The sequence below is a fragment of the Enterobacter sp. KB-280D8 genome, assembly GCF_041399405.1.
In the GTDB taxonomy this organism is placed as follows: domain Bacteria; phylum Pseudomonadota; class Gammaproteobacteria; order Enterobacterales; family Enterobacteriaceae; genus Enterobacter; species Enterobacter cloacae_N.
Map to the genome: position 1 here is coordinate 361,791 of NZ_JBGKEC010000003.1, position 19,960 is coordinate 381,750.

The 19,960-nt window shown below is 57.4% G+C and carries 19 protein-coding genes; 11 read left to right on the top strand and 8 right to left on the bottom strand.

Going from position 1 to position 19,960, the window contains the following annotated elements:
* Position 1: 1 nt before the first annotated feature.
* Positions 2–451, top strand: coding sequence for a cytoplasmic protein (locus AB8818_RS11745; RefSeq protein WP_116342038.1), 450 nt, complete (start codon positions 2–4; stop codon positions 449–451).
* Between the two features lie 42 nt (positions 452–493).
* Here AB8818_RS11745 and exbD read toward each other — a convergent pair whose 3' ends face one another.
* Both exbD and exbB read right to left on the bottom strand, forming a co-directional pair.
* A complete protein-coding gene (gene exbD, locus AB8818_RS11750) occupies positions 494–919 on the bottom strand; it encodes a TonB system transport protein ExbD (protein WP_116342040.1) in 426 nt (141 codons plus the stop codon).
* Between the two features lie 4 nt (positions 920–923).
* Complete coding sequence (gene exbB, locus AB8818_RS11755) at positions 924–1,655, bottom strand: tol-pal system-associated acyl-CoA thioesterase (RefSeq protein ID WP_116342042.1); 732 nt, start codon at positions 1,653–1,655, stop codon at positions 924–926.
* A 251-nt stretch (positions 1,656–1,906) separates the two neighbouring features.
* Here exbB and metC point away from each other — a divergent pair, with 251 nt between their 5' ends.
* A complete protein-coding gene (gene metC / locus AB8818_RS11760) occupies positions 1,907–3,094 on the top strand; it encodes a cystathionine beta-lyase (RefSeq protein WP_192982694.1) in 1,188 nt (395 codons plus the stop codon).
* Between the two features lie 143 nt (positions 3,095–3,237).
* Positions 3,238–3,897, top strand: coding sequence for a DedA family general envelope maintenance protein YghB (yghB, locus tag AB8818_RS11765; protein ID WP_116342046.1), 660 nt, complete (start codon positions 3,238–3,240; stop codon positions 3,895–3,897).
* A gap of 45 nt (positions 3,898–3,942) precedes the next feature.
* Here the strand turns inward: yghB and AB8818_RS11770 are convergent, their stop codons facing one another.
* Positions 3,943–4,842: an AraC family transcriptional regulator gene (locus tag AB8818_RS11770; RefSeq protein WP_192982696.1), complete on the bottom strand. Its 900-nt coding sequence runs from the start codon at positions 4,840–4,842 to the stop codon at positions 3,943–3,945.
* A 194-nt stretch (positions 4,843–5,036) separates the two neighbouring features.
* Here AB8818_RS11770 and yqhD point away from each other — a divergent pair, with 194 nt between their 5' ends.
* On the top strand, positions 5,037–6,200 hold the full coding sequence (gene yqhD, locus AB8818_RS11775) for an alcohol dehydrogenase (RefSeq protein ID WP_192982698.1): 1,164 nt from the start codon (positions 5,037–5,039) through the stop codon (positions 6,198–6,200).
* A 105-nt stretch (positions 6,201–6,305) separates the two neighbouring features.
* A complete protein-coding gene (gene dkgA / locus AB8818_RS11780) occupies positions 6,306–7,133 on the top strand; it encodes a 2,5-didehydrogluconate reductase DkgA (RefSeq protein ID WP_021242117.1) in 828 nt (275 codons plus the stop codon).
* Between the two features lie 96 nt (positions 7,134–7,229).
* On the opposite strand, the gene AB8818_RS11785 is transcribed toward dkgA, so the two are convergent.
* The gene (locus AB8818_RS11785) at positions 7,230–9,404 is read right to left on the bottom strand and encodes a YgiQ family radical SAM protein (protein ID WP_192982701.1); all 2,175 of its coding nucleotides are present in this window, start codon (positions 9,402–9,404) and stop codon (positions 7,230–7,232) included.
* Positions 9,405–9,604: 200 nt separating this feature from the next.
* Between AB8818_RS11785 and AB8818_RS11790 the strand changes: the two genes are divergently transcribed.
* Entirely contained in the window at positions 9,605–11,080 is a 1,476-nt protein-coding gene (locus AB8818_RS11790; RefSeq protein ID WP_116342054.1) for a TrkH family potassium uptake protein, read from the top strand.
* 32 nt (positions 11,081–11,112) lie between these two features.
* Here AB8818_RS11790 and ftsP read toward each other — a convergent pair whose 3' ends face one another.
* The 4 genes from ftsP to AB8818_RS11810 form a co-directional block, all read right to left on the bottom strand.
* Entirely contained in the window at positions 11,113–12,525 is a 1,413-nt protein-coding gene (gene ftsP / locus AB8818_RS11795) for a cell division protein FtsP (RefSeq protein WP_116342056.1), read from the bottom strand.
* Between the two features lie 58 nt (positions 12,526–12,583).
* Entirely contained in the window at positions 12,584–13,321 is a 738-nt protein-coding gene (gene plsC, locus AB8818_RS11800) for a 1-acylglycerol-3-phosphate O-acyltransferase (protein WP_061097059.1), read from the bottom strand.
* 162 nt (positions 13,322–13,483) lie between these two features.
* A complete protein-coding gene (gene parC / locus AB8818_RS11805; protein WP_163329685.1) occupies positions 13,484–15,742 on the bottom strand; it encodes a DNA topoisomerase IV subunit A in 2,259 nt (752 codons plus the stop codon).
* Positions 15,743–15,860: 118 nt separating this feature from the next.
* On the bottom strand, positions 15,861–16,262 hold the full coding sequence (locus AB8818_RS11810) for a YgiW/YdeI family stress tolerance OB fold protein (RefSeq protein WP_023309189.1): 402 nt from the start codon (positions 16,260–16,262) through the stop codon (positions 15,861–15,863).
* Positions 16,263–16,401: 139 nt separating this feature from the next.
* Here AB8818_RS11810 and qseB point away from each other — a divergent pair, with 139 nt between their 5' ends.
* The 5 genes from qseB to lysM all read left to right on the top strand — a co-directional run bounded on the left by qseB (position 16,402) and on the right by lysM (position 19,954).
* A complete protein-coding gene (gene qseB, locus AB8818_RS11815; RefSeq protein ID WP_192982704.1) occupies positions 16,402–17,061 on the top strand; it encodes a quorum sensing response regulator transcription factor QseB in 660 nt (219 codons plus the stop codon).
* On the top strand, positions 17,058–18,395 hold the full coding sequence (gene qseC / locus AB8818_RS11820; protein ID WP_163329688.1) for a quorum sensing histidine kinase QseC: 1,338 nt from the start codon (positions 17,058–17,060) through the stop codon (positions 18,393–18,395). Before qseB ends, qseC begins: the two co-directional genes overlap by 4 nt.
* Before the next feature lie 105 nt (positions 18,396–18,500).
* On the top strand, positions 18,501–19,082 hold the full coding sequence (locus AB8818_RS11825; RefSeq protein WP_061097054.1) for an NAD(P)H-dependent oxidoreductase: 582 nt from the start codon (positions 18,501–18,503) through the stop codon (positions 19,080–19,082).
* 31 nt (positions 19,083–19,113) lie between these two features.
* Positions 19,114–19,428, top strand: a complete 315-nt coding sequence (locus AB8818_RS11830; RefSeq protein WP_116342064.1) for a putative quinol monooxygenase — start codon at positions 19,114–19,116, stop codon at positions 19,426–19,428.
* Between the two features lie 85 nt (positions 19,429–19,513).
* The gene (gene lysM / locus AB8818_RS11835; RefSeq protein ID WP_028014428.1) at positions 19,514–19,954 is read left to right on the top strand and encodes a peptidoglycan-binding protein LysM; all 441 of its coding nucleotides are present in this window, start codon (positions 19,514–19,516) and stop codon (positions 19,952–19,954) included.
* Positions 19,955–19,960 lie beyond the last annotated feature (6 nt).

Consider the following 19,960-nt stretch of genomic DNA (forward strand, 5'->3'; position numbering starts at 1 on the left):
CGTGAAAGAAGTTAAAGACAATGACGTTTATTTGACTTTAGATGATAAAAAAAGTGATGAATTTATCTTAAAGCAAAATATCGAGGCGCTGAGAAATGCAAAAAATGCCGAGATGACGCGTATTACACAAGACATGGTATCGATCCCGGCAACGCTGGTGCGTCTGAAATGGCAGAATCGCCGCGAGATTTATCCGTTACAGGTCAAAGAAGAAATTTACGGTGCCGTGATGAACGCCATCATCGAACAGCAACCAGAATTGAAAGAGAAACTGCTGGGACGTCTTGAGGCCAACTATCAGTATCTGCTTGCCAGAGAAGTTGCCACCCTGCGCCTGACGCGCAAACTGTCAGCCGGTGAATACCGTACGTCAAACGTCACCTGCGTTGCGCTCGATGAGGATGCGCTTGCAACCTCCTCTACCGCACCGACGGACGACAAAAACGCATAAACCGACAGGCATAAAAAAAGCCGGCTTTCGCCAGCTTCTGTATCACTTCGAGGCCGCTTTCTCTTCCCCGACCAGCCCAATCTTCAGATAACCCGCCTGATGCAGCGTGTCCATTACCTTCATCATGGTTTCGTAGTCGACGGTTTTGTCCGCCCGGAAGAAGACGGTGGTGTCTTTCTTGCCGCCGGTAAGCCGATCCAGCGCCGGAATAACGGAAGCATCCGTTACCGGGTCGTTACCCAGGAACATGGATTTATCCGCTTTCACCGACAGATAGATAGGCTTTTCCGGACGCGGCTGCGGCTGGCTGGAGGAGGCAGGCAGATTCACCTTCACGTCGACCGTCGCCAGCGGCGCAGCCACCATGAAGATAATCAGCAGCACCAGCATGACGTCGATAAACGGCGTCACGTTGATTTCGTGCATTTCGCCGTTATCGTCCAGATTTTCGTTGAGACGCATCGCCATACTATTAACCTACGCGCAGTTTAGACGCCGCATGGACCGGCTTCACGGCGCTGGCATTCAGGTCGAGATCGCGGCTTTGCAGCAGCAGAACCTGGGCGGCAACGTCTCCGAGAGTCGCTTTGTAGCTGCCAATCATACGCGCGAAGATGTTGTAGATAACCACCGCAGGGATAGCGGCAACCAGACCGATTGCCGTCGCCAGCAGCGCTTCCGCGATACCCGGCGCAACCACCGCGAGGTTGGTGGTTTGGGTCTGCGCAATACCGATAAAGCTGTTCATGATGCCCCAGACCGTACCGAACAGACCAATGAACGGCGAAATCGCGCCGATGGTCGCCAGATAACCATTGCCGCGTCCCATGTGTCGACCAACGGCCGCAACACGACGCTCCAGACGGAAACCGGTACGCTCTTTAATGCCTTCGTTATCTTCACTGCCGGCGGAGAGTTCCAGCTCGTTCTGAGCTTCATTCACTAACAGGGTGGTCAGGCTTTTCGCGTGGAAGGATGAGGTCATCTCAGAAGCCTGATCCAGAGAGCGGGCTTCTGCCAGCTGCTGCTGTTCCCGCTTGAGGCGACGCTTCTGCGAAAGCAGCTCGGCGCTTTTGCTGAAGAAGATAGCCCAGGTGACAACGGACGCCAGAATCAGGCCGATCATCACAATCTTAACCACGATGTCAGCATGATGATACATGCCCCAAACGGAGAGATCCGTCTGCATCAAATTATTACCCACTCTGTATCTCCAGGACGCAAATCACAAAATCTGAACGTAATAATATCAAAAAGTCGTCGAATTGATAGTCGTTCTCATTAGTATTTACATGGTGCCTTAATTTTCGCTCACTTTCCTTGCGCTTACGCAGTAAAAATTTCTTATGCGCTTTTTTGCTAATATTTTCTGCTTATTCGATAAGCATGCGGGTGCAGTTTTTTACAATCGTGGTAGTCTGGACGTCCAGACGTATAAAAACAGGGTTTGCAAATATGACGAAGAAGCATCTTGATACCACGCTGGTACAGGCTGGACGCAGCAAAAAATATACTCAGGGTTCGGTTAACAGCGTGATTCAACGCGCCTCTTCCCTGGTGTTTGACACCGTTGAGGAGAAAAAAATCGCCACGCGCAACCGCGCGAAAGGTGGGTTGTTCTATGGTCGTCGCGGCACCCTAACCCACTTTTCTCTGCAGGAGACGATGTGCGAGCTGGAAGGCGGCGTGGGCTGCGCGCTGTTCCCGTGCGGGGCGGCGGCGGTTGCCAACACCATTCTGGCGTTTGTGGAACAGGGCGACCATATCCTGATGACCAACACGGCCTATGAACCCAGCCAGGATTTCTGCACCAAAATCCTCAGCAAGCTCGGCGTAACGACCGGCTGGTTTGACCCGCTGATTGGTGAAGGCATTGCTGAACTTATCCAGCCAAACACGCGCATTGTGTTCCTGGAATCTCCCGGCTCTATCACCATGGAAGTGCACGACGTGCCGGCTATCGTTAAGGCCGTACGCAGCAAAGCGCCAGAGGCGATTATCATGATCGACAACACCTGGGCGGCGGGCGTACTGTTTAAGGCGCTGGAATTCGACATTGATATCTCGATTCAGGCGGCAACGAAATACCTGATTGGCCACTCTGACGGGATGATTGGCACCGCGGTATCCAACGCGCGCTGCTGGGACCAGCTGCGTGAAAATGCCTACCTGATGGGCCAGATGGTGGATGCAGACACGGCATACATGACCAGCCGTGGTATCCGCACGCTGGGGGTTCGCCTGCGTCAGCATCATGAAAGTAGTCTGAAAATCGCTGAGTGGCTGGCGCAGCATCCGCAGGTTGAGCGCGTGAACCATCCGGCACTGCCGGGCAGTAAGGGCCATGAGTTCTGGCAGCGTGACTTTACGGGCAGCAGCGGGCTGTTCTCGTTTGTGCTTAAAAAACGGCTCAATAATGACGAGCTGGCGAGCTATCTGGATAATTTTACCCTCTTCAGCATGGCCTACTCCTGGGGCGGTTTTGAATCCCTGATCCTGCCGAATCAGCCGGAGCAGATCGCGGCCCTGCGCCCCGGCGGTGAAGTGGACTTCAGCGGCACCCTCATTAGATTGCATATCGGTTTAGAAAACGTGGACGATTTAATTGCGGATTTATCTGCAGGGTTTGAACGTATCGTGTAGAGTGCGGGCTGAAAATGTACTCTCCGGACGCTTTTGTGAACACTGCAAGCAGAAAAGTCTGCATGAGTTGCGCCTGCGATCAATCCCGGCAGGTAAAATTGGGAGTACAATAGCGTTATCTCTGCTGTTCCACAGGAAAGTCCATGGCTGTTATTCAAGATATTATCGCGGCGCTCTGGCAACATGATTTTGCCGCCCTGGCGGATCCTCACGTCATAGGCGTCGTCTATTTTGTGATGTTCGCAACGCTGTTTCTGGAAAATGGATTACTGCCAGCCTCGTTTTTACCCGGTGACAGTTTGCTTTTACTTGCCGGGGCCTTGATTGGCAAAGGCGTCATGGACTTTACGCCCACGATGGTTATCCTCACCTCCGCCGCGAGCTTGGGCTGCTGGCTGAGCTATCTGCAGGGCCGCTGGCTTGGAAACACGCGCGTGGTAAAAAGCTGGCTGGCGCAGTTGCCCCATAAATACCATCAGCGTGCGACCTGTATGTTTGACCGACACGGCCTGCTGGCACTGCTGGCCGGGCGTTTTCTGGCGTTTGTTCGCACTCTTCTGCCCACCATGGCGGGTATTTCCGGGCTGTCTAACCGCCGGTTTCAGTTATTCAACTGGCTGAGCGGCCTGCTGTGGGTCGGTGTCGTAACCACGTTCGGCTATGCGCTGAACATGATCCCGTTTGTGAAACATCACGAAGATCAGGTAATGACCTTCCTGATGATCCTGCCGATTTTCCTGCTGGTGGCAGGGCTGGTAGGGACGATTGCGGTGGTGATCAAGAAAAAGTATTGCAGTGCCTGATCCCCTCACCCTGACCCTCTCCCCATTGGGGAGAGGGAAAAAAGCCTAAGCTCCCTGCATGGTTCGGATGCGTGATGCATCTTCTCCCGGCGTGACGCCGAAATAGCGCTTAAACTCCCGACTGAACTGCGACGCGCTTTCGTAACCCACCCGCATTGCCGCCGCGCTGGCCTTCATGCCGTCGTGGATCATCAGCATGCGCGCCTTATGCAGCCGGTAGGTTTTGAGGTACTGCAGCGGCGAGGTGCTGGTCACCGATTTAAAATTATGGTGAAACGCCGAGACGCTCATGTTCGCTTCCGCGGCCAGTTGGTCAACGCTGAGGTTTTCCGTGTACTGACTCTCAATACGTTTGAGCACGCGGCTGATCAGGCTGAAGTGGGTCTGTCGGCTCACCAGGGCGAGTAACGCCCCGCCGCCCGGGCCCAGCAGCACGTGGTAAAGAATTTCGCGAACGATCTGCTTGCCGAGAATACGCGCGTCCAGCGGCCTCTCCATGACGTCCAGCAGGCGCTCAATGGCGCAGAGGATCTCTTCCGACAGCGTCGCCGAGTTAATCCCGCTGGAGGCCATCGACGGCTGGAAGAGCTCGTCTTCGCCAATCTCCATCAGCAACTCCTGCAGCTGAAGAATATCAACGTTGACGCGAATACCCGCCAGCGGGACGGCCTCTGTCGCGAAGGTTTCACATTCGAAGGGTAAAGGTACCGTCAGGAGCAGATATTCATTGGTGTCGTAGCGGAACACGCGCTCGTTGATATAGCCAATTTTATGGCCCGAGAAGAGAAAAACGATGCCCGGCTGGTACATCACCGGCGTGCGCGTCCCGGGTTGCGTGCCGTAGAGCAGGCGAATGTCCGGCAGCAGGTCGCTGACGTTATTTTCTTTATCTATCAGTCTTTTAATCTGCTCCGTGAGCTGGTGGCAGATCGCTTCGCGGTTCATTTTACGTTACTCCGGGTACGGTTTCCGACCCTCACAGTCTGCGCATTTTTCCGAAGTTTCTCCAGCGCTCTGTAGAAATGGGCAAGACATCGGCAGGAATGTGCATTGAGGGCCTGGTCCCGGACGGCCACAATGAGCAGCATCAGGTAGCCATCAGCGCCACCACGGTTTTCACCCACTAAAGGGAACGAGCAATGAACAACTTTAATCTTCATACCCCAACCCGCATTCTGTTTGGTAAAGACGCTATCGCCGATCTGCGCGCGCAGATCCCTGCTGACGCCCGCGTGCTGATCACCTACGGCGGCGGCAGCGTGAAAAAAACCGGCGTGCTGGATCAGGTTTATAGCGCGCTGGACGGTCTGGACGTGCGTGAGTTCGGCGGCATCGAGCCAAACCCGTCTTACGAAACGCTGATGAACGCGGTGAAAATCGCCCGCGAAGAAAATATCACCTTCCTGCTGGCGGTCGGCGGCGGCTCCGTGCTGGACGGCACTAAGTTCATCGCGGCGGCAGCGCACTACGCTGACGGCGTTGACCCGTGGCACATCCTGGAAACCCGCGGCAGCGACATCAAAAGCGCGATCCCGATGGGCTCCGTGCTAACCCTCCCGGCCACCGGCTCTGAATCCAACAAGGGCGCGGTGATCTCCCGCAAAACCACCGGCGACAAGCAGGCCTTTATGAACGAACACGTTCAGCCTGTCTTCGCTATTCTGGATCCGGTGTACACCTACACCCTGCCTGCGCGTCAGGTGGCGAACGGCGTGGTCGATGCCTTTGTTCACACCGTGGAGCAGTACGTGACCTACCCGGTGAATGCCAAAATTCAGGATCGCTTCGCGGAAGGCATTCTGCTGACGCTGATTGAAGAGGGCCCGAAAGCGCTGAAAGAGCCGGAGAACTATGACGTTCGCGCCAACGTCATGTGGGCCGCAACGCAGGCGCTGAACGGCCTGATCGGCGCTGGCGTGCCGCAGGACTGGGCGACCCACATGCTCGGCCATGAGCTGACGGCGATGCACGGTCTGGACCACGCTCAGACGCTGGCCGTTGTGCTGCCCGCGCTGTGGAACGAAAAACGCGACACCAAGCGCGCCAAACTGCTGCAGTACGCCGAGCGCGTGTGGAACATCACCGAGGGTTCTGACGATGCGCGTATTGATGCTGCCATTGAAGCGACCCGCAGCTTCTTTGAAAGCCTGGGCGTGCCAACGCGTCTGTCCGGCTACGGCCTGGACGGCAGCTCCATCCCTGCCCTGCTGGCAAAACTCGAAGAGCACGGCATGACCCAGCTCGGCGAGCACGGGGACATTACGCTGGACGTGAGCCGTCGTATCTACGAAGCGGCACGCTAAGCGTTTTTGTCCTCCCGACTTTCGTTTTTTGACATTTCGTCCAGACTTAATGCACACCCCATCGTCGGAGTCCCCCTCCGACGATGCGCACCTGAAGGAGGAAAAATGGCAAACCAAACCGTAATCAAGCTGCAGGACGGCAACGTGATGCCCCAGCTGGGGCTAGGTGTATGGAAAGCCGGTAACGACGAGGTCGTCTCCGCCATTCATAAAGCACTGGAAGTCGGCTATCGGTCGATTGATACCGCCGCCGCGTACAAAAACGAGGACGGCGTGGGTACCGCGCTGGCCAGCGCCGGCGTACCCCGCGATGAGCTATTTATCACCACTAAACTGTGGAACGACGATCAAAAGCGCCCCCGTGAAGCGTTGCAGGAGAGCCTGGAGAAACTCCAGCTCGATTTCGTCGATCTGTACCTGATGCACTGGCCAGTTCCGGCCATCGACCATTACGTTGACGCCTGGAAAGGGATGATTGAACTGCAGAAAGAGGGGCTGGTGAAAAGCATCGGCGTCTGTAACTTCCAGGTACATCACCTGCAGCGTCTGATTGATGAAACGGGCGTCGCACCGGTGATTAACCAGATCGAGCTGCACCCGCTACTGCAGCAGCGTCAGCTTCATGCCTGGAACGCCACCCATAAGATCCAAACCGAATCCTGGAGCCCGCTGGCGCAGGGTGGTGAAGGCGTGTTCGATCAGAAAATTATCCGCGACCTGGCGGATAAATACGGTAAAACCCCGGCGCAAATCGTCATTCGCTGGCATCTGGACAACGGCCTGGTGGTCATTCCGAAATCGGTCACGCCGTCACGTATCGCCGAGAACTTTGACGTCTGGGATTTCCGGCTGGACAAAGACGAGCTGGGTGAAATTGCGAAGCTGGATAAGGGCAAGCGTTTAGGGCCCGATCCGGATCAGTTTGGCGGTTAAGTGCAGAAAAAAGCCGGGTGGCGGCTTTGCCTTACCCGGCCTACGCTCTGGCCTGTAGGCCCGGTAAGCGCAGCGCCACCGGGCTTTGTTACAGGTTTATCCGATCTTACGTTTTCCCGCTTTTTTAGTCCCCGCACCACCGTTCGAACGCTGATGCACAATCGGCGTGTGCTTGGTCAGCGCCGGGCGCGTATTGCGGTTCTGGCGACGCGCTTCGCGCATCTCATCCAGCGTCGGGGCCGGAACCAGGCAGTCGCGGCGCGAGCCAATCAGATGTTTTTTACCCATTTCTTCCAGCGCCTGGCGGATCAGCGGCCAGTTTTTCGGATCGTGATAGCGCAGCAGCGCCTTGTGCAGACGGCGCTGTTTATCCCCTTTCGGTACCACCACCTCTTCACTCTTGTAGCCAATCTTACTCAGCGGGTTCTTGCCGGTGTAATACATGGTCGTCGAGTTGGCGAGCGGTGACGGATAGAAGTTCTGCACCTGATCCAGACGGAAGCGACGCTGCTTCAGCCACAGCGCCAGGTTGACCATGTCTTCATCGCGCGTGCCCGGGTGCGCGGAGATGAAGTACGGGATCAGATACTGCTCTTTGCCCGCCTGTTTCGAGTAGGTGTCGAACAGCTGCTTAAAGCGATCGTAGCTGCCCATGCCCGGCTTCATCATCTTCGACAGCGGGCCTTCTTCGGTGTGCTCCGGCGCAATCTTCAGATAGCCGCCGACGTGGTGCGTCGCCAGCTCTTTGATGTAGCGCGGATCTTCCACGGCGATGTCGTAACGTACTCCGGAGGCGATGAGGATCTTCTTGATACCCTTCAGGTCACGCGCGCGGCGGTAGAGGTTGATCGTCGGCTCGTGGTTGGTGTCCATGTGCTCGCAAATGCTCGGGTAGACGCAGGAGAGACGACGGCAGGTCTGCTCCGCGCGCGGCGATTTGCAGCGCAGCATATACATGTTCGCGGTTGGGCCGCCGAGATCGGAGATCACCCCGGTAAAGCCCGGCACCGAGTCGCGAATGGCTTCGATCTCATTGATGATCGAATCTTCAGAACGGCTCTGGATAATGCGCCCCTCGTGCTCGGTAATTGAGCAGAAGGAACAGCCGCCGAAGCAGCCGCGCATGATGTTGATCGAGAAGCGGATCATCTCATACGCCGGGATACGGGCGTTGCCGTACGCCGGGTGCGGCACGCGCTTGTAAGGCAGCGCAAAGACGCTGTCCATCTCTTCGGTGGAGAGCGGGATCGCCGGCGGGTTGATCCAGATAAAGCGCTCGCCGTGCTTCTGCATCAACGCGCGGGCGCAGCCCGGGTTGGTTTCGTGGTGCAGAATACGGGACGCGTGCGCGTAGAGCACCTTGTCGGCTTTTACCTTCTCGTAGGACGGCAGCAGCACATAGGTCTTTTCCCACGGCTTCGGACGCGGCGGCTGCACAACGATAGCCTTCGCTTCCGCTTTCTTCGGCTCAACCGGCTTGTTATCCGCACACGGCAGATCTTCACCATACGGGTGCGGGATCGGATCGATTTTGCCCGGCATATCGATGATACGGGAATCTACCCCGCTCCAGCCCGGCAGCGCCTCTTTCACCATGATCGCGGTGTTGCGCACGTCACGGATGCTGCTCACCGGCTCGCCCTGCGACAGACGGTGCGCAACTTCCACCAGCGGACGCTCGCCGTTACCGTAAATCAGCATGTCGGCCTTGGAGTCCACCAGCACCGAGCGGCGAACCGTATCCGACCAGTAGTCATAGTGCGCGGTGCGGCGCAGGCTCGCCTCGATGCCGCCCAGGATCACCGGCACGTCTTTCCAGGCTTCTTTGCAGCGCTGGGTATAGACCAGGGTCGCGCGATCCGGGCGTTTACCCGCCACGTTATCCGGCGTGTAGGCGTCGTCATGGCGCAGCTTGCGGTCGGCGGTATAGCGGTTGATCATCGAGTCCATGTTGCCGGCGGTGACACCGAAGAACAGGTTGGGTTTACCCAGACGCATAAAGTCGTCTTTGCTGTTCCAGTCGGGCTGGGAGATGATCCCCACGCGGAAGCCCTGCGCTTCGAGCATACGGCCACAGATGGCCATGCCGAAGCTCGGATGGTCAACGTAGGCATCGCCCGTGACCAGAATGATGTCGCAGCTGTCCCAGCCCAGCTGGTCCATCTCTTCCCGGGACATCGGCAGGAACGGCGCCGGTCCAAAGCAGCCCGCCCAGTACTGGGGCCAGGAGAAGAGGTCACGATCCGGCTGGATCAGGGAGATTGCGCTCATAATGCTTCCGAAGAAAAAATAGACAAAAGGAGCGGGATTATACGCTGTTCATCCGTCAGATTTGAAGAAAAGGATGCAGGAAGCAGGCAGATATTCGTGGAAGTCGTTAAAATACAGCGCCCTGTTAATTTTGCATCATAATTACCCCTGACTCTCCCGGTCTTCAGCCGCCGGGAGGAATTCTGGCGTGGAGTTGCTTTGTGAAGTTCAACGATTCGTTACATGTGTCTCAGCTGCGGGTTGTGCTCCACCTCTGCGGTTTTTTGGTTCTGCTGTACAGCCTGTCGATGCTGCCGCCGATGGTCATCGCCCTGCTCAATAAAGAGCGGACCTACTTTGCGTTCCTGACCACCTTTTTGACCTTTTTCAGCCTCGGAGGGTTAACCTGGCGGGCAACCCGCCACGCCGGCATACAGCTGCGCACCCGCGACGGTTTCGTGATCATCGTGCTGTTCTGGCTGCTGTTTTCACTGATAAGCGCCATGCCGCTATGGATGGATGATGGCCTGCACCTCTCCTTTGCGGACGCGCTCTTCGAAGGGGTTTCCGGGATCACCACCACCGGGGCGACGGTGATCGGGGACGTCAGCGCCCTGCCGAAGTCTTACCTTTATTATCGCGCTCAGCTCAATTTCATTGGCGGATTAGGCGTCATCGTGCTGGCCGTCGCGGTTCTGCCGCTGCTGGGCATTGGTGGCATGAAGCTCTATCAGTCAGAGATGCCGGGTCCGTTCAAGGAGGAGCGCCTGACGCCCCGCCTTGCCGATACCGCACGTACCCTGTGGGTGACCTACTTCGCGCTGGGCGTGGCCTGCACCCTGGCCTACTGGCTGGCGGGGATGTCCTTTTTTGACGCCCTCTGTCACGGGCTTTCGACGGTGTCACTGGGCGGGTTCTCCACCCGCAGCGAGAGCATCGGTTTTTATGACAGCCACGCGATTGAGCTGGTTGCCGGGGCGTTTTCACTGCTCTCCGCGTTTAACTTCACCCTCTGGTACGTCGCCATTGTCCGACGCACCCTGAAGCCGATTCGCCGCAGCCCTGAGGTGAGATTCTTTCTGAGCGCCGCCGCGGTGATTATCGTCATCACCGCCTGGCAGGTCTGGCACGCGGGAATGTACAACCCTGTCGATAGCCTGGTGCACGCCTTCTTCCTGGCCAGTTCGATGATGACCGATAACGGCCTTTCGACAGCTGACTATGCCCAATGGCCCGCCCACACCATCTTCCTGCTGTTGAGCGCCAGCTTTTTTGGCGGCTGCGTAGGCTCAACCTGCGGCGGGATCAAAGCCCTGCGTTTTCTCATTATGTTCAAGCAGAGTATTCAGGAGATGAACCAGCTGGCCCATCCGCGCGCGCTGCTGAGCATAAAGGTGGGCAAAAGCGTGGTGAATGAACGTGTCCTGCGCTCGGTATGGAGCTTCTTTTTTCTCTACGTGATGATCACGGGCTTTTTTGTCTGGGCGCTTAATCTGATGGGCTACGACCTGTTTACGTCATTCGCCACGGTTGCCGCCTGTATCAACAACATGGGACTGGGATTTGGCGAGACGGCGTCAACGTTCGGCACGTTAACAGAGGGAGCGAAACTGCTGATGTGCGCGGCGATGATCTTAGGGCGTCTGGAAATTTACCCGGTGCTGATTCTGTTCTCGCGCTTTTTCTGGCGGGCTTAAAACATTCCCGGCGAACCGGGAATGTCAGGGGGTTAAGGCGCGGGGTTAATCAGCATCTGCCCCACGGAGCCCCTGTCCATCATCTCCAGCGTCTGGCTGTGGAACAGGAACGGGAAGTGCGGCCAGGAAGGCTGGCCGTAGTAGACGAGCAGTTCAACCTGGCCGTCCACCCAGACGGTATCTTTCCATCCACGGTCTTCCGGGAACGGCATCGCACCGTTAACGTTGCGGATCAGGAAGCTTACCCCTTCAATATGGAACGACTGCGGCATATCTGAACGCACCGTCCAGCGCTCCCAGGTGCCCTGCTGGGCGGTGATATCAATACGGTTCACATCCCATAGCGCGCCGTTAATGCCTGGATCGTCGCCCAGGCTGATATCACGGCTGCGCACCGGCGAACCGCTCACGATCTCCTGCGGCAGCAGACGCATCGGCAGGCTGTCGGTGACCAACGGCAGCAGGCCGGTTGGGCGCAGGGTTAACACCAGCGTGGAGACCAGAATGCTCGACGGCTCAAAGAACCCGCGAATACGATCAACAATGCTCGCGGCTTCACCACAGGTGACGGAGACTTCATCCCCGTTGGTCATATCCACCAGAATTTCACGACGCTCTCCCGGCGCCAGCGCCAGCTGTTTTACGGAGACGGGCGCGGGTAAAAAGCCCTGGTCGCCGGAGATGACGTGCAGCGGGCGGCCATCGCTCATCTGCAGCTGATAACGGCGCGAGTTAGAGGCGTTGAGCAGACGCAGGCGCACCCAGCCACGGGACACTTCCACGTACGGGCTCTGCGCGCCGTTAACCAGCAGCGTATCGCCGACGAAGCCACCGCTGCCCGGCTCGCTGTACTCCGGCGTACCGAAGTTATCCAGACGTTTGTCCTGAATGATGACCGGGAAATCATCCACGCCGTAGTGGTTCGGGATCGGCAGCGATTTGCTCATCTCATCTTCCACCAGCCACATGCCGGCCAGGCCGTTATAGACCTGCTGCGCCGTACGGTTAGGGGTATTGGCGTGATACCACAGGGTTGCCGCGCTCTGGCGGATCGGCAGGACGGGCGCCCAGTCGGCGTTGGGGGACATCATTCGCGCCGCGCCGCCAATCAGCGGGCCAGGAACCTGTAAGCCGCTGATGGTCATGGCGACGTTTTCAGCCGTACGGTTGCTGTAAATGAGCTTAACGTCATCGCCGTTCCACACGCGGACGGTCGGCCCGAGGTAGCGCCCGTTAATGCCCCACACCGGCGCGCGCGTGCCCTGGGTGAACGACCAGTGGCTGCGCTGAAGCGTGAGGAAAAGCGGCTGCCCGCGACGGGATTCAATCAACGGCGGAATGGGTAGCGGCTGTTGCTGCCCGGCGGCGCTGGCTGTCAGCGGCATCGCACCCGCACAAAGGGCAATCCCCGAAGCCTGAATAAACTGACGCCGACTGAGTGACATATAAGCTCCATCTGAAACGACTAACAACGCGGGAATTCGTTTTCCCTTTAACGCCGGATTAAACCTTACCGGCGGCTTCTCTTTCTGCGACTTCTTTGTCCAGCAGCGCAATATGCTGAGCCATCAGCTCGCGGCAGTGGGCTGCCAGCTCGCGCACCTGGTCTTTACCATACTTACTGGTATCGACGGGTGGCAGCATTTCGACAATCACCAGACCATTATTCAGGCGGTTAAGATTAATCTTATTAGAAGTATTGGAAACGCACACGGGAATAATTGGAACACCTGCCGCAATTGCGGCATGAAACGCGCCGGTTTTAAACGGCAGCAGACCGCGACCGCGGCTGCGCGTTCCTTCCGGGAACATCCAGATGGATATTTTGCGCTTTTTAAAATGGTTCACCACTTCCGCAATGGTGCCGTGCGCTTTTGCGCGGTTATTACGGTCGATCAGCAGGTTACCGGTCAGCCAGTACAGCTGGCCAAAAAACGGGATCCACAGCAGGCTTTTTTTCCCCACCGTTACGGTCGGCGGCAGAACAATATTGGAGGCCGTCACCATATCGTAGTTGTTCTGATGGTTAGCGATATAGATGGCGTTACCGAAATTCTCCGCCCCTTCAGGCAGGCGTTTTTCAACCTTCAGGCCAAACAGCGGCGCAAGGCGGCCGAACATATGGCCAAAGGTGGCAACATGCTTAGGATTACGCGGGCTGAACAGGCAGTAAATAGAGCCGAAAATACAGACCAGAATGCAGTAGATAACGGTAAGAATAAGACGAACAATATATAGCATAGCGACCTCTGAAGCCCTGACAGCTGACAATTATACTTCACCTGTGGCCAGGTAAGGACTTTATTACGAGCGCGTATTGTTAATCGCAACGCACGAATTAACAACGATTTTACGGGAAATTTTATTGAAATACCCCCTCCGGACAGAGGGGGTGTCACGGCATTACTCTTCGCTGTCGCCCACGCTGCTGCGCGCAGGGGAATCAATCTCCACGCGGTCGATACGCTGCAGGCCGCGCATCAGCGAACCGCGACGGCCGCGCTCGCCCACCACTTTCTGCAGCTCTTCCGGACGAAGCTTGATTTTACGCTTGCCGACGTGAATGGTCAGCGTGCTTTGCGGCGGCAGAAGGAAGAGATGCGCCAGGCCATCTTCACCTTTCGCGGCTTCCGCAGACGGTATGTTGATGATCTTGTTGCCCTTACCTTTCGACAGCTCCGGCAGGTCGCTGACCGGGAACATCAGCATGCGTCCGGCAGAGGTGATCGCCAGCAGCATGTCGCTCTCGTTCTCGATCACCAGCGGCGGCATCACGTGAGCGTTGTCCGGCAGGCTGATCAGCGCTTTACCGGCGCGGTTACGCGACACCAGGTCGTTAAAGGTACAGATAAAGCCATAGCCCGCATCGGACGCCAGCAGCAGCTTCTGGTCATCGGCCTCCATCAGCATGTGGTCAACCGTTGCACCCGGCGGCAGCGTCAGCTTGCCGGTCAGCGGTTCGCCCTGGCCGCGCGCGGAAGGCAGCGTGATCGGGTCAATGGCGTAGCTGCGGCCCGTGGAGTCGATAAACGCCACCGGCTGGTTGCTCTTACCTTTCACCGCCGCTTTAAAGCTGTCGCCCGCTTTGTAGCTCAGACCCGGCGCGTCGATATCGTGGCCTTTGGCGCTGCGCACCCAGCCGCTCTGCGACAGGACAATGGTCACCGGCTCGGACGGCTGCATGTCGTGCTCGTTCATCGCCTTCGCTTCTTCGCGCTCGTGCAGCGGAGAACGACGGTCATCGCCGAAGGCATCGGCATCCGCCTGCAGCTCTTTCTTCAGCAGGTTATTCATTTTGCGTTCTGACGCGAGGATCGCCTGCAGCTGATCGCGCTCTTTTTCCAGCTCGTTCTGCTCGCCGCGGATCTTCATCTCTTCCAGCTTAGCGAGATGGCGCAGCTTCAGTTCGAGGATCGCTTCGGCCTGGGTTTCGCTGATACCGAAGCGCGACATCAGGGCCGGCTTCGGCTCGTCCTCGGTACGGATGATCTCGATCACCTCGTCGATATTGAGGAACGCCACCAGCAAACCTTCGAGGATGTGCAGGCGCTTAAGCACCTTCTCCAGACGATGGTTCAGACGACGGCGCACCGTATCGCGGCGGAACGTCAGCCATTCGGAGAGGATCTCCAGCAGATTTTTCACCGCCGGGCGTCCGTCAAGGCCGATCATGTTCAGGTTGATGCGGTAGCTTTTTTCCAGATCGGTGGTGGCGAACAGGTGGTTCATCACCTGCTCCATGTCCACGCGGTTGGAGCGCGGCACGATCACCAGACGGGTAGGGTTCTCGTGGTCGGACTCGTCGCGCAGGTCGTCCACCATCGGCAGCTTTTTATTGCGCATCTGGGAAGCGATCTGCTCCAGCACTTTCGCGCCGGAAACCTGGTGCGGCAGCGCGGTGATCACCACGGCGCCGTCCTCTTTATTCCACACCGCGCGCATGCGCACGGAGCCGCGACCGTTCTGGTAGATTTTGCGGATTTCCGCGCGCGAGGTGATGATCTCGGCTTCGGTCGGGTAGTCCGGCCCCTGGACGATATCCAGCAGATCGTCCAGCGAGGTTTTTGGCTGCTCAATCAGAGTGATGGCGGCTTTCGCCACTTCACGCAGGTTGTGCGGCGGAATGTCCGTCGCCATGCCGACCGCGATACCGGTGGTGCCGTTCAGCAGGATGTTCGGCAGACGCGCAGGCAGCATTTTCGGCTCCTGCATCGTACCGTCGAAGTTTGGCACCCAGTCAACGGTTCCCTGACCCAGCTCGCCCAGCAGCACTTCGGCATATTTGGACAGGCGGGATTCGGTATAACGCATTGCCGCGAAGGATTTCGGATCGTCCGGCGCACCCCAGTTCCCCTGCCCGTCCACCAGCGGGTAGCGGTAAGAGAACGGCTGCGCCATCAGCACCATCGCTTCATAACAGGCGCTGTCGCCGTGCGGATGGTATTTACCCAGTACGTCACCGACGGTACGGGCGGATTTCTTGAACTTGGCGGTGGCGTTCAGCCCCAGCTCGGACATCGCGTAGACGATGCGGCGCTGAACGGGCTTCAGGCCATCCCCGATAAACGGTAACGCCCTGTCCATGATGACGTACATGGAGTAGTTCAGGTAGGCGTTTTCCGTGAATTCATGTAGCGCGAGGCGCTCTGCCATATCGCTCATTACGTGTGATTCCTCAACTCAGAAACCGAAGGGTTTCAGGCAATATTGCCGCAGATACTACCTCATCTGATGAATTGAGTCACAAAGAAAAAGGGCCGCATAAGCGGCCCTTTTCGGGTTATTTGTTCAGCTTGATGACCTGCTTCACGTCGATTTCAAATTCGTTCCAGTCTTTGTCGACTTTACCCTGCAGTTCGACTTTATCCTGCGGGGTCACGGTCACGCCGTTCCAGCGCTTGTGGTCAATCTCAACTACGACCGTGCCGGATTCATCGCGGAAGGTGTAGCGGTCATCGGACAGGCGCTCGGTAATGTTCCCGCGCAGCTTGACCCAGGCGTCGTCCTTCAGATCTTTGACTTTAGCCGCGGTGGTGAGGTTGGCGTTGTTATCGACAAAACCGCCCTGCTGGGTTTGCGTCTGGGTCTGTGTAGCGGATGGGCCAGTGAAACCGCCCTGAGCAGCAAAGACCGGCGCGGTGGTCATCATCATGATGGCAGCAATTGCAGCGAATTTTTTCATCGTAATCTCTCCCTTTAATGTCGTTTCACAATCCATTAAACAGGGTAAACCTTAACAACTTCTTAAGGGGAAAATTTATTTATTTTTACTGTACAGCAGGCGCTTGCAGAGGGTTTACTGACGGCATCAAGGAGGGAACATGCGCATTTTACTGGTAGAAGACGACAGGTTAATCGGTGATGGCATCAAAGCGGGCTTAAGCAAACTGGGCTTTAGCGTGGACTGGTTTACCGACGGGAAAACCGGACAGGCCGCGCTCGCCTCTGCGCCCTATGATGCCGTCGTGCTTGACCTGACCCTGCCGGAACTGGACGGTCTGGACATCCTGCGCGCCTGGCGTGAAAGCGGGCGCAGCGAGCCGGTACTGATCCTGACGGCGCGGGATGCGCTGAACCAGCGCGTCGAGGGGCTGCGCCTCGGGGCGGACGATTATCTCTGTAAGCCGTTCGCACTGATCGAGGTGGCTGCCCGCCTGGAAGCGCTGGTGCGCCGCAGCCACGGCCAGACGCGCAGCGAGTTGCGCCACGGCAAGGTGACGCTCGACCCGGCAAGCCTCATCGCGACGCTGGATGGCGAAACGCTGACGCTTAAACCGAAAGAGTTCGCCCTGCTGGAGCTGTTAATGCGTAACGCGGGCCGGGTGCTGCCGCGCAAGCTCATCGAGGAAAAGCTTTATACCTGGGACGATGACGTCTCCAGCAACGCCGTGGAAGTCCATGTTCATCATTTACGCCGCAAGCTCGGGAGCGAGTTTATCCGCACCGTGCACGGCATCGGCTATACCCTGGGTGACGCATGAAGCTGAGCCTGAAGCTGCGCCTGACGCTTCTCTTTTTAGCGCTGTCTCTGACGGCCTGGTTTGCCGCCAGCCTGGTGGCGTGGCAGCAGACTACCCACAAGCTCGATAAGCTGTTCGATACGCAGCAGATGCTGTTTGCCAAACGGCTGCTGACGATGGATCTTGACGAGATCCGCGCGCCGGAGCGCATGCGCGAGGTGCCGAAAAAGGCCAAACACGGGCATCTGGACGATGACGCGCTGGCCTTCGCTATTTACGCTTCAGATGGCACGATGATCCTTAACGACGGCGAAAACGGGCGCGATATTCCGTATCACTATCGTCGCGACGGCTTTGATGACGGACGGCTTCAGGATGACAACGACGAATGGCGCTTTTTATGGCTGACGTCGCCAGACGGAAAATACCGCGTGGTGGTCGGCCAGGAGTGGGAGTATCGGCAGGATATGGCGCTGGACGTGGTCAGCTCTCAGCTGACGCCGTGGCTGGTGGCGCTGCCGGTGATGCTGCTGTTGCTTATTGTCCTGCTGAGCCGGGAGCTAAAGCCCCTGAAAAAGCTGGCCCAGACCCTGCGTTCCCGCTCGCCGGACGCCACCGACGCCCTGCCCACTCAGGACGTGCCTGCGGAGGTGCGCCCCCTGCTCGACTCGCTGAACCATCTTTTTGCGCGTACCCAGGAGATGATGGCCCGCGAGCGCCGCTTCACCTCCGACGCCGCCCACGAGCTGCGCAGCCCGCTGGCCGCGCTGAAGGTGCAAACCGACGTGGCACAGCTTTCTCAGGACGATCCGCAGGCGCAGGAAAAAGCGCTGGCACAGCTGCACGCGGGTATCGACCGCGCCTCCCGGCTGGTGGATCAGCTCCTTACCCTGTCGCGCCTGGACTCGCTGGATAGCCTGGACGGCGTAGAACAGATAGCGATGGCCGACCTGCTGCAGTCTGCGGTGATGGATATCTACCCTTCGGCGCAGCAGGCGGGTATTGATATTCGTCTGAACATCAACGCGCCGGAGGTGACTCGCACCGGCCAGCAGCTGCTTCTGAGCCTGCTGGCGCGTAACCTGCTGGACAACGCTACCCGTTACAGCCCGCGCGGCAGCGTGGTAGACGTGACGCTGAACACCCGTAGCTTCACCGTGCGCGACAACGGCCCGGGCATTTCACCCGATGCGCTGGCGCGTCTCGGCGAGCGGTTTTATCGTCCGCCGGGTCAGGACGCAACGGGCAGCGGGCTGGGATTATCCATTGTGAAACGCATTGCCGCGCTGCACGGCATGCGCGTCTCGCTGGGCAATGCGCCTGAAGGCGGCTTTGACGTGAAGGTCAGCTGGTAAGGGATTATTGCACTACGCGCAAAAGACTTTGCACATTTTGCTCATTTTTCCGCTCCGCCCTCGCGCGTAGAATACCGGACATACTCTCAGCATCGAGGACAAAAAATGAGCAATATTCTGATTATCAACGGCGCAAAAGAATTTGCGCACTCTAAAGGCCAGCTTAATGACACCCTGACCGAGGTCGCGGACGGTTTCCTGCGCGACGCCGGGCATGATGTTAAGGTCGTACGCGCGGACAGCAGCTATGACGTGAAGGCCGAAGTGCAGAACTTCCTGTGGGCCGACGTGGTGATCTGGCAGATGCCGGGCTGGTGGATGGGCGCACCGTGGACCGTGAAAAAGTACATGGACGACGTATTCACCGAAGGTCACGGTTCGCTGTATGCCAGCGACGGCCGCACCCGTTCAGACGCGTCTAAAAAATACGGCTCCGGCGGCCTGATTCAGGGAAAAAAATATATGCTCTCCCTCACCTGGAACGCTCCTCTGGAAGCCTTCACCGAAAAAGATCAGTTCTTCGAGGGCGTGGGCGTCGACGGCGCGTACCTGCCGTTCCACAAGGCGAATCAGTTCCTGGGCATGGATCCGCTGCCGACCTTTATCGTTAACGACGTGATTAAAATGCCGGACGTCCCGAGCTATATCGCAGAATATCGCAAGCATCTCGCGAAAATTTTTGCTTAACTGGTAGCCTGGAATTAAAGGAGTAGTAACCATGCTTACAGTAATCGCAGAAATCCGTACTCGTCCAGGTCAACATCACCGCCAGGCGGTGCTGGATCAGTTCGCGAAAATCATCCCAACCGTACTGAAAGAAGAAGGCTGCCACGGCTACGCGCCGATGGTGGACGCCGCTACCGACGCGAGCTTCCAGTCCACCGCGCCAGACTCCATTATCATGGTTGAGCAGTGGGAAACCGTCGCGCACCTTGAAGCGCACCTGCAGACCGCGCACATGAAAGCCTGGAGCGATGCGGTGAAGGGTGACGTGCTGGAGACCCACATCCGTATTCTGGAGCAAGGGGTTTAAAACCTGCCTTCCCTCTCCTTCCGGGGAGGGAAATCTCTCTGACCTGCTATGCTTATTCTGACTTCATGATTAACAGGAGGATGGAATGGGTCTTTTTAACTTCGTAAAAGAAGCAGGCGAAAAGCTATGGGATAACCTGACCGACCATAAAGGTCAGAGCGACAAAATCACCGAGCACCTCAAGAAACTCAACATTCCCGGTTCAGACAAAGTTCAGGTTAACGTTACCGACGGCAAAGCCAGCGTGACGGGCGACGGGCTGACCCAGGAGCAGAAGGAAAAAATCCAGGTTGCCGTCGGGAACATCGCGGGCGTCAGCGAGGTGGAGAACAACATCACCACGACCGATGCCAAAGATGAAGCCACCTACTACACGGTGAAATCCGGCGATACCCTGAGCGCTATCTCCAAAACCGTGTACGGCGATGCTAACCAGTACAACAAGATTTTTGAGGCTAACCGCCCGATGCTCTCCAGCCCGGATAAAATCTATCCTGGCCAGACGCTGCGTATTCCTAAAGCGTGATCAGCA

Excerpts from the sequence above, each read along its gene's own strand:
- AB8818_RS11770 (WP_192982696.1), bottom strand. The coding sequence starts at position 4,842 with ATGAACCGCGAAGCGATCTGCCACCAGCTCACGGAGCAGATTAAAAGA.
- qseB (WP_192982704.1), top strand. The coding sequence starts at position 16,402 with ATGCGCATTTTACTGGTAGAAGACGACAGGTTAATCGGTGATGGCATC.
- lysM (WP_028014428.1), top strand. The coding sequence starts at position 19,514 with ATGGGTCTTTTTAACTTCGTAAAAGAAGCAGGCGAAAAGCTATGGGAT.
- yghB (WP_116342046.1), top strand. The coding sequence starts at position 3,238 with ATGGCTGTTATTCAAGATATTATCGCGGCGCTCTGGCAACATGATTTT.
- AB8818_RS11785 (WP_192982701.1), bottom strand. The coding sequence starts at position 9,404 with ATGAGCGCAATCTCCCTGATCCAGCCGGATCGTGACCTCTTCTCCTGG.
- qseC (WP_163329688.1), top strand. The coding sequence starts at position 17,058 with ATGAAGCTGAGCCTGAAGCTGCGCCTGACGCTTCTCTTTTTAGCGCTG.
- AB8818_RS11810 (WP_023309189.1), bottom strand. The coding sequence starts at position 16,262 with ATGAAAAAATTCGCTGCAATTGCTGCCATCATGATGATGACCACCGCG.
- ftsP (WP_116342056.1), bottom strand. The coding sequence starts at position 12,525 with ATGTCACTCAGTCGGCGTCAGTTTATTCAGGCTTCGGGGATTGCCCTT.
- plsC (WP_061097059.1), bottom strand. The coding sequence starts at position 13,321 with ATGCTATATATTGTTCGTCTTATTCTTACCGTTATCTACTGCATTCTG.
- AB8818_RS11830 (WP_116342064.1), top strand. The coding sequence starts at position 19,114 with ATGCTTACAGTAATCGCAGAAATCCGTACTCGTCCAGGTCAACATCAC.
- metC (WP_192982694.1), top strand. The coding sequence starts at position 1,907 with ATGACGAAGAAGCATCTTGATACCACGCTGGTACAGGCTGGACGCAGC.
- parC (WP_163329685.1), bottom strand. The coding sequence starts at position 15,742 with ATGAGCGATATGGCAGAGCGCCTCGCGCTACATGAATTCACGGAAAAC.
- dkgA (WP_021242117.1), top strand. The coding sequence starts at position 6,306 with ATGGCAAACCAAACCGTAATCAAGCTGCAGGACGGCAACGTGATGCCC.
- exbD (WP_116342040.1), bottom strand. The coding sequence starts at position 919 with ATGGCGATGCGTCTCAACGAAAATCTGGACGATAACGGCGAAATGCAC.
- AB8818_RS11825 (WP_061097054.1), top strand. The coding sequence starts at position 18,501 with ATGAGCAATATTCTGATTATCAACGGCGCAAAAGAATTTGCGCACTCT.
- yqhD (WP_192982698.1), top strand. The coding sequence starts at position 5,037 with ATGAACAACTTTAATCTTCATACCCCAACCCGCATTCTGTTTGGTAAA.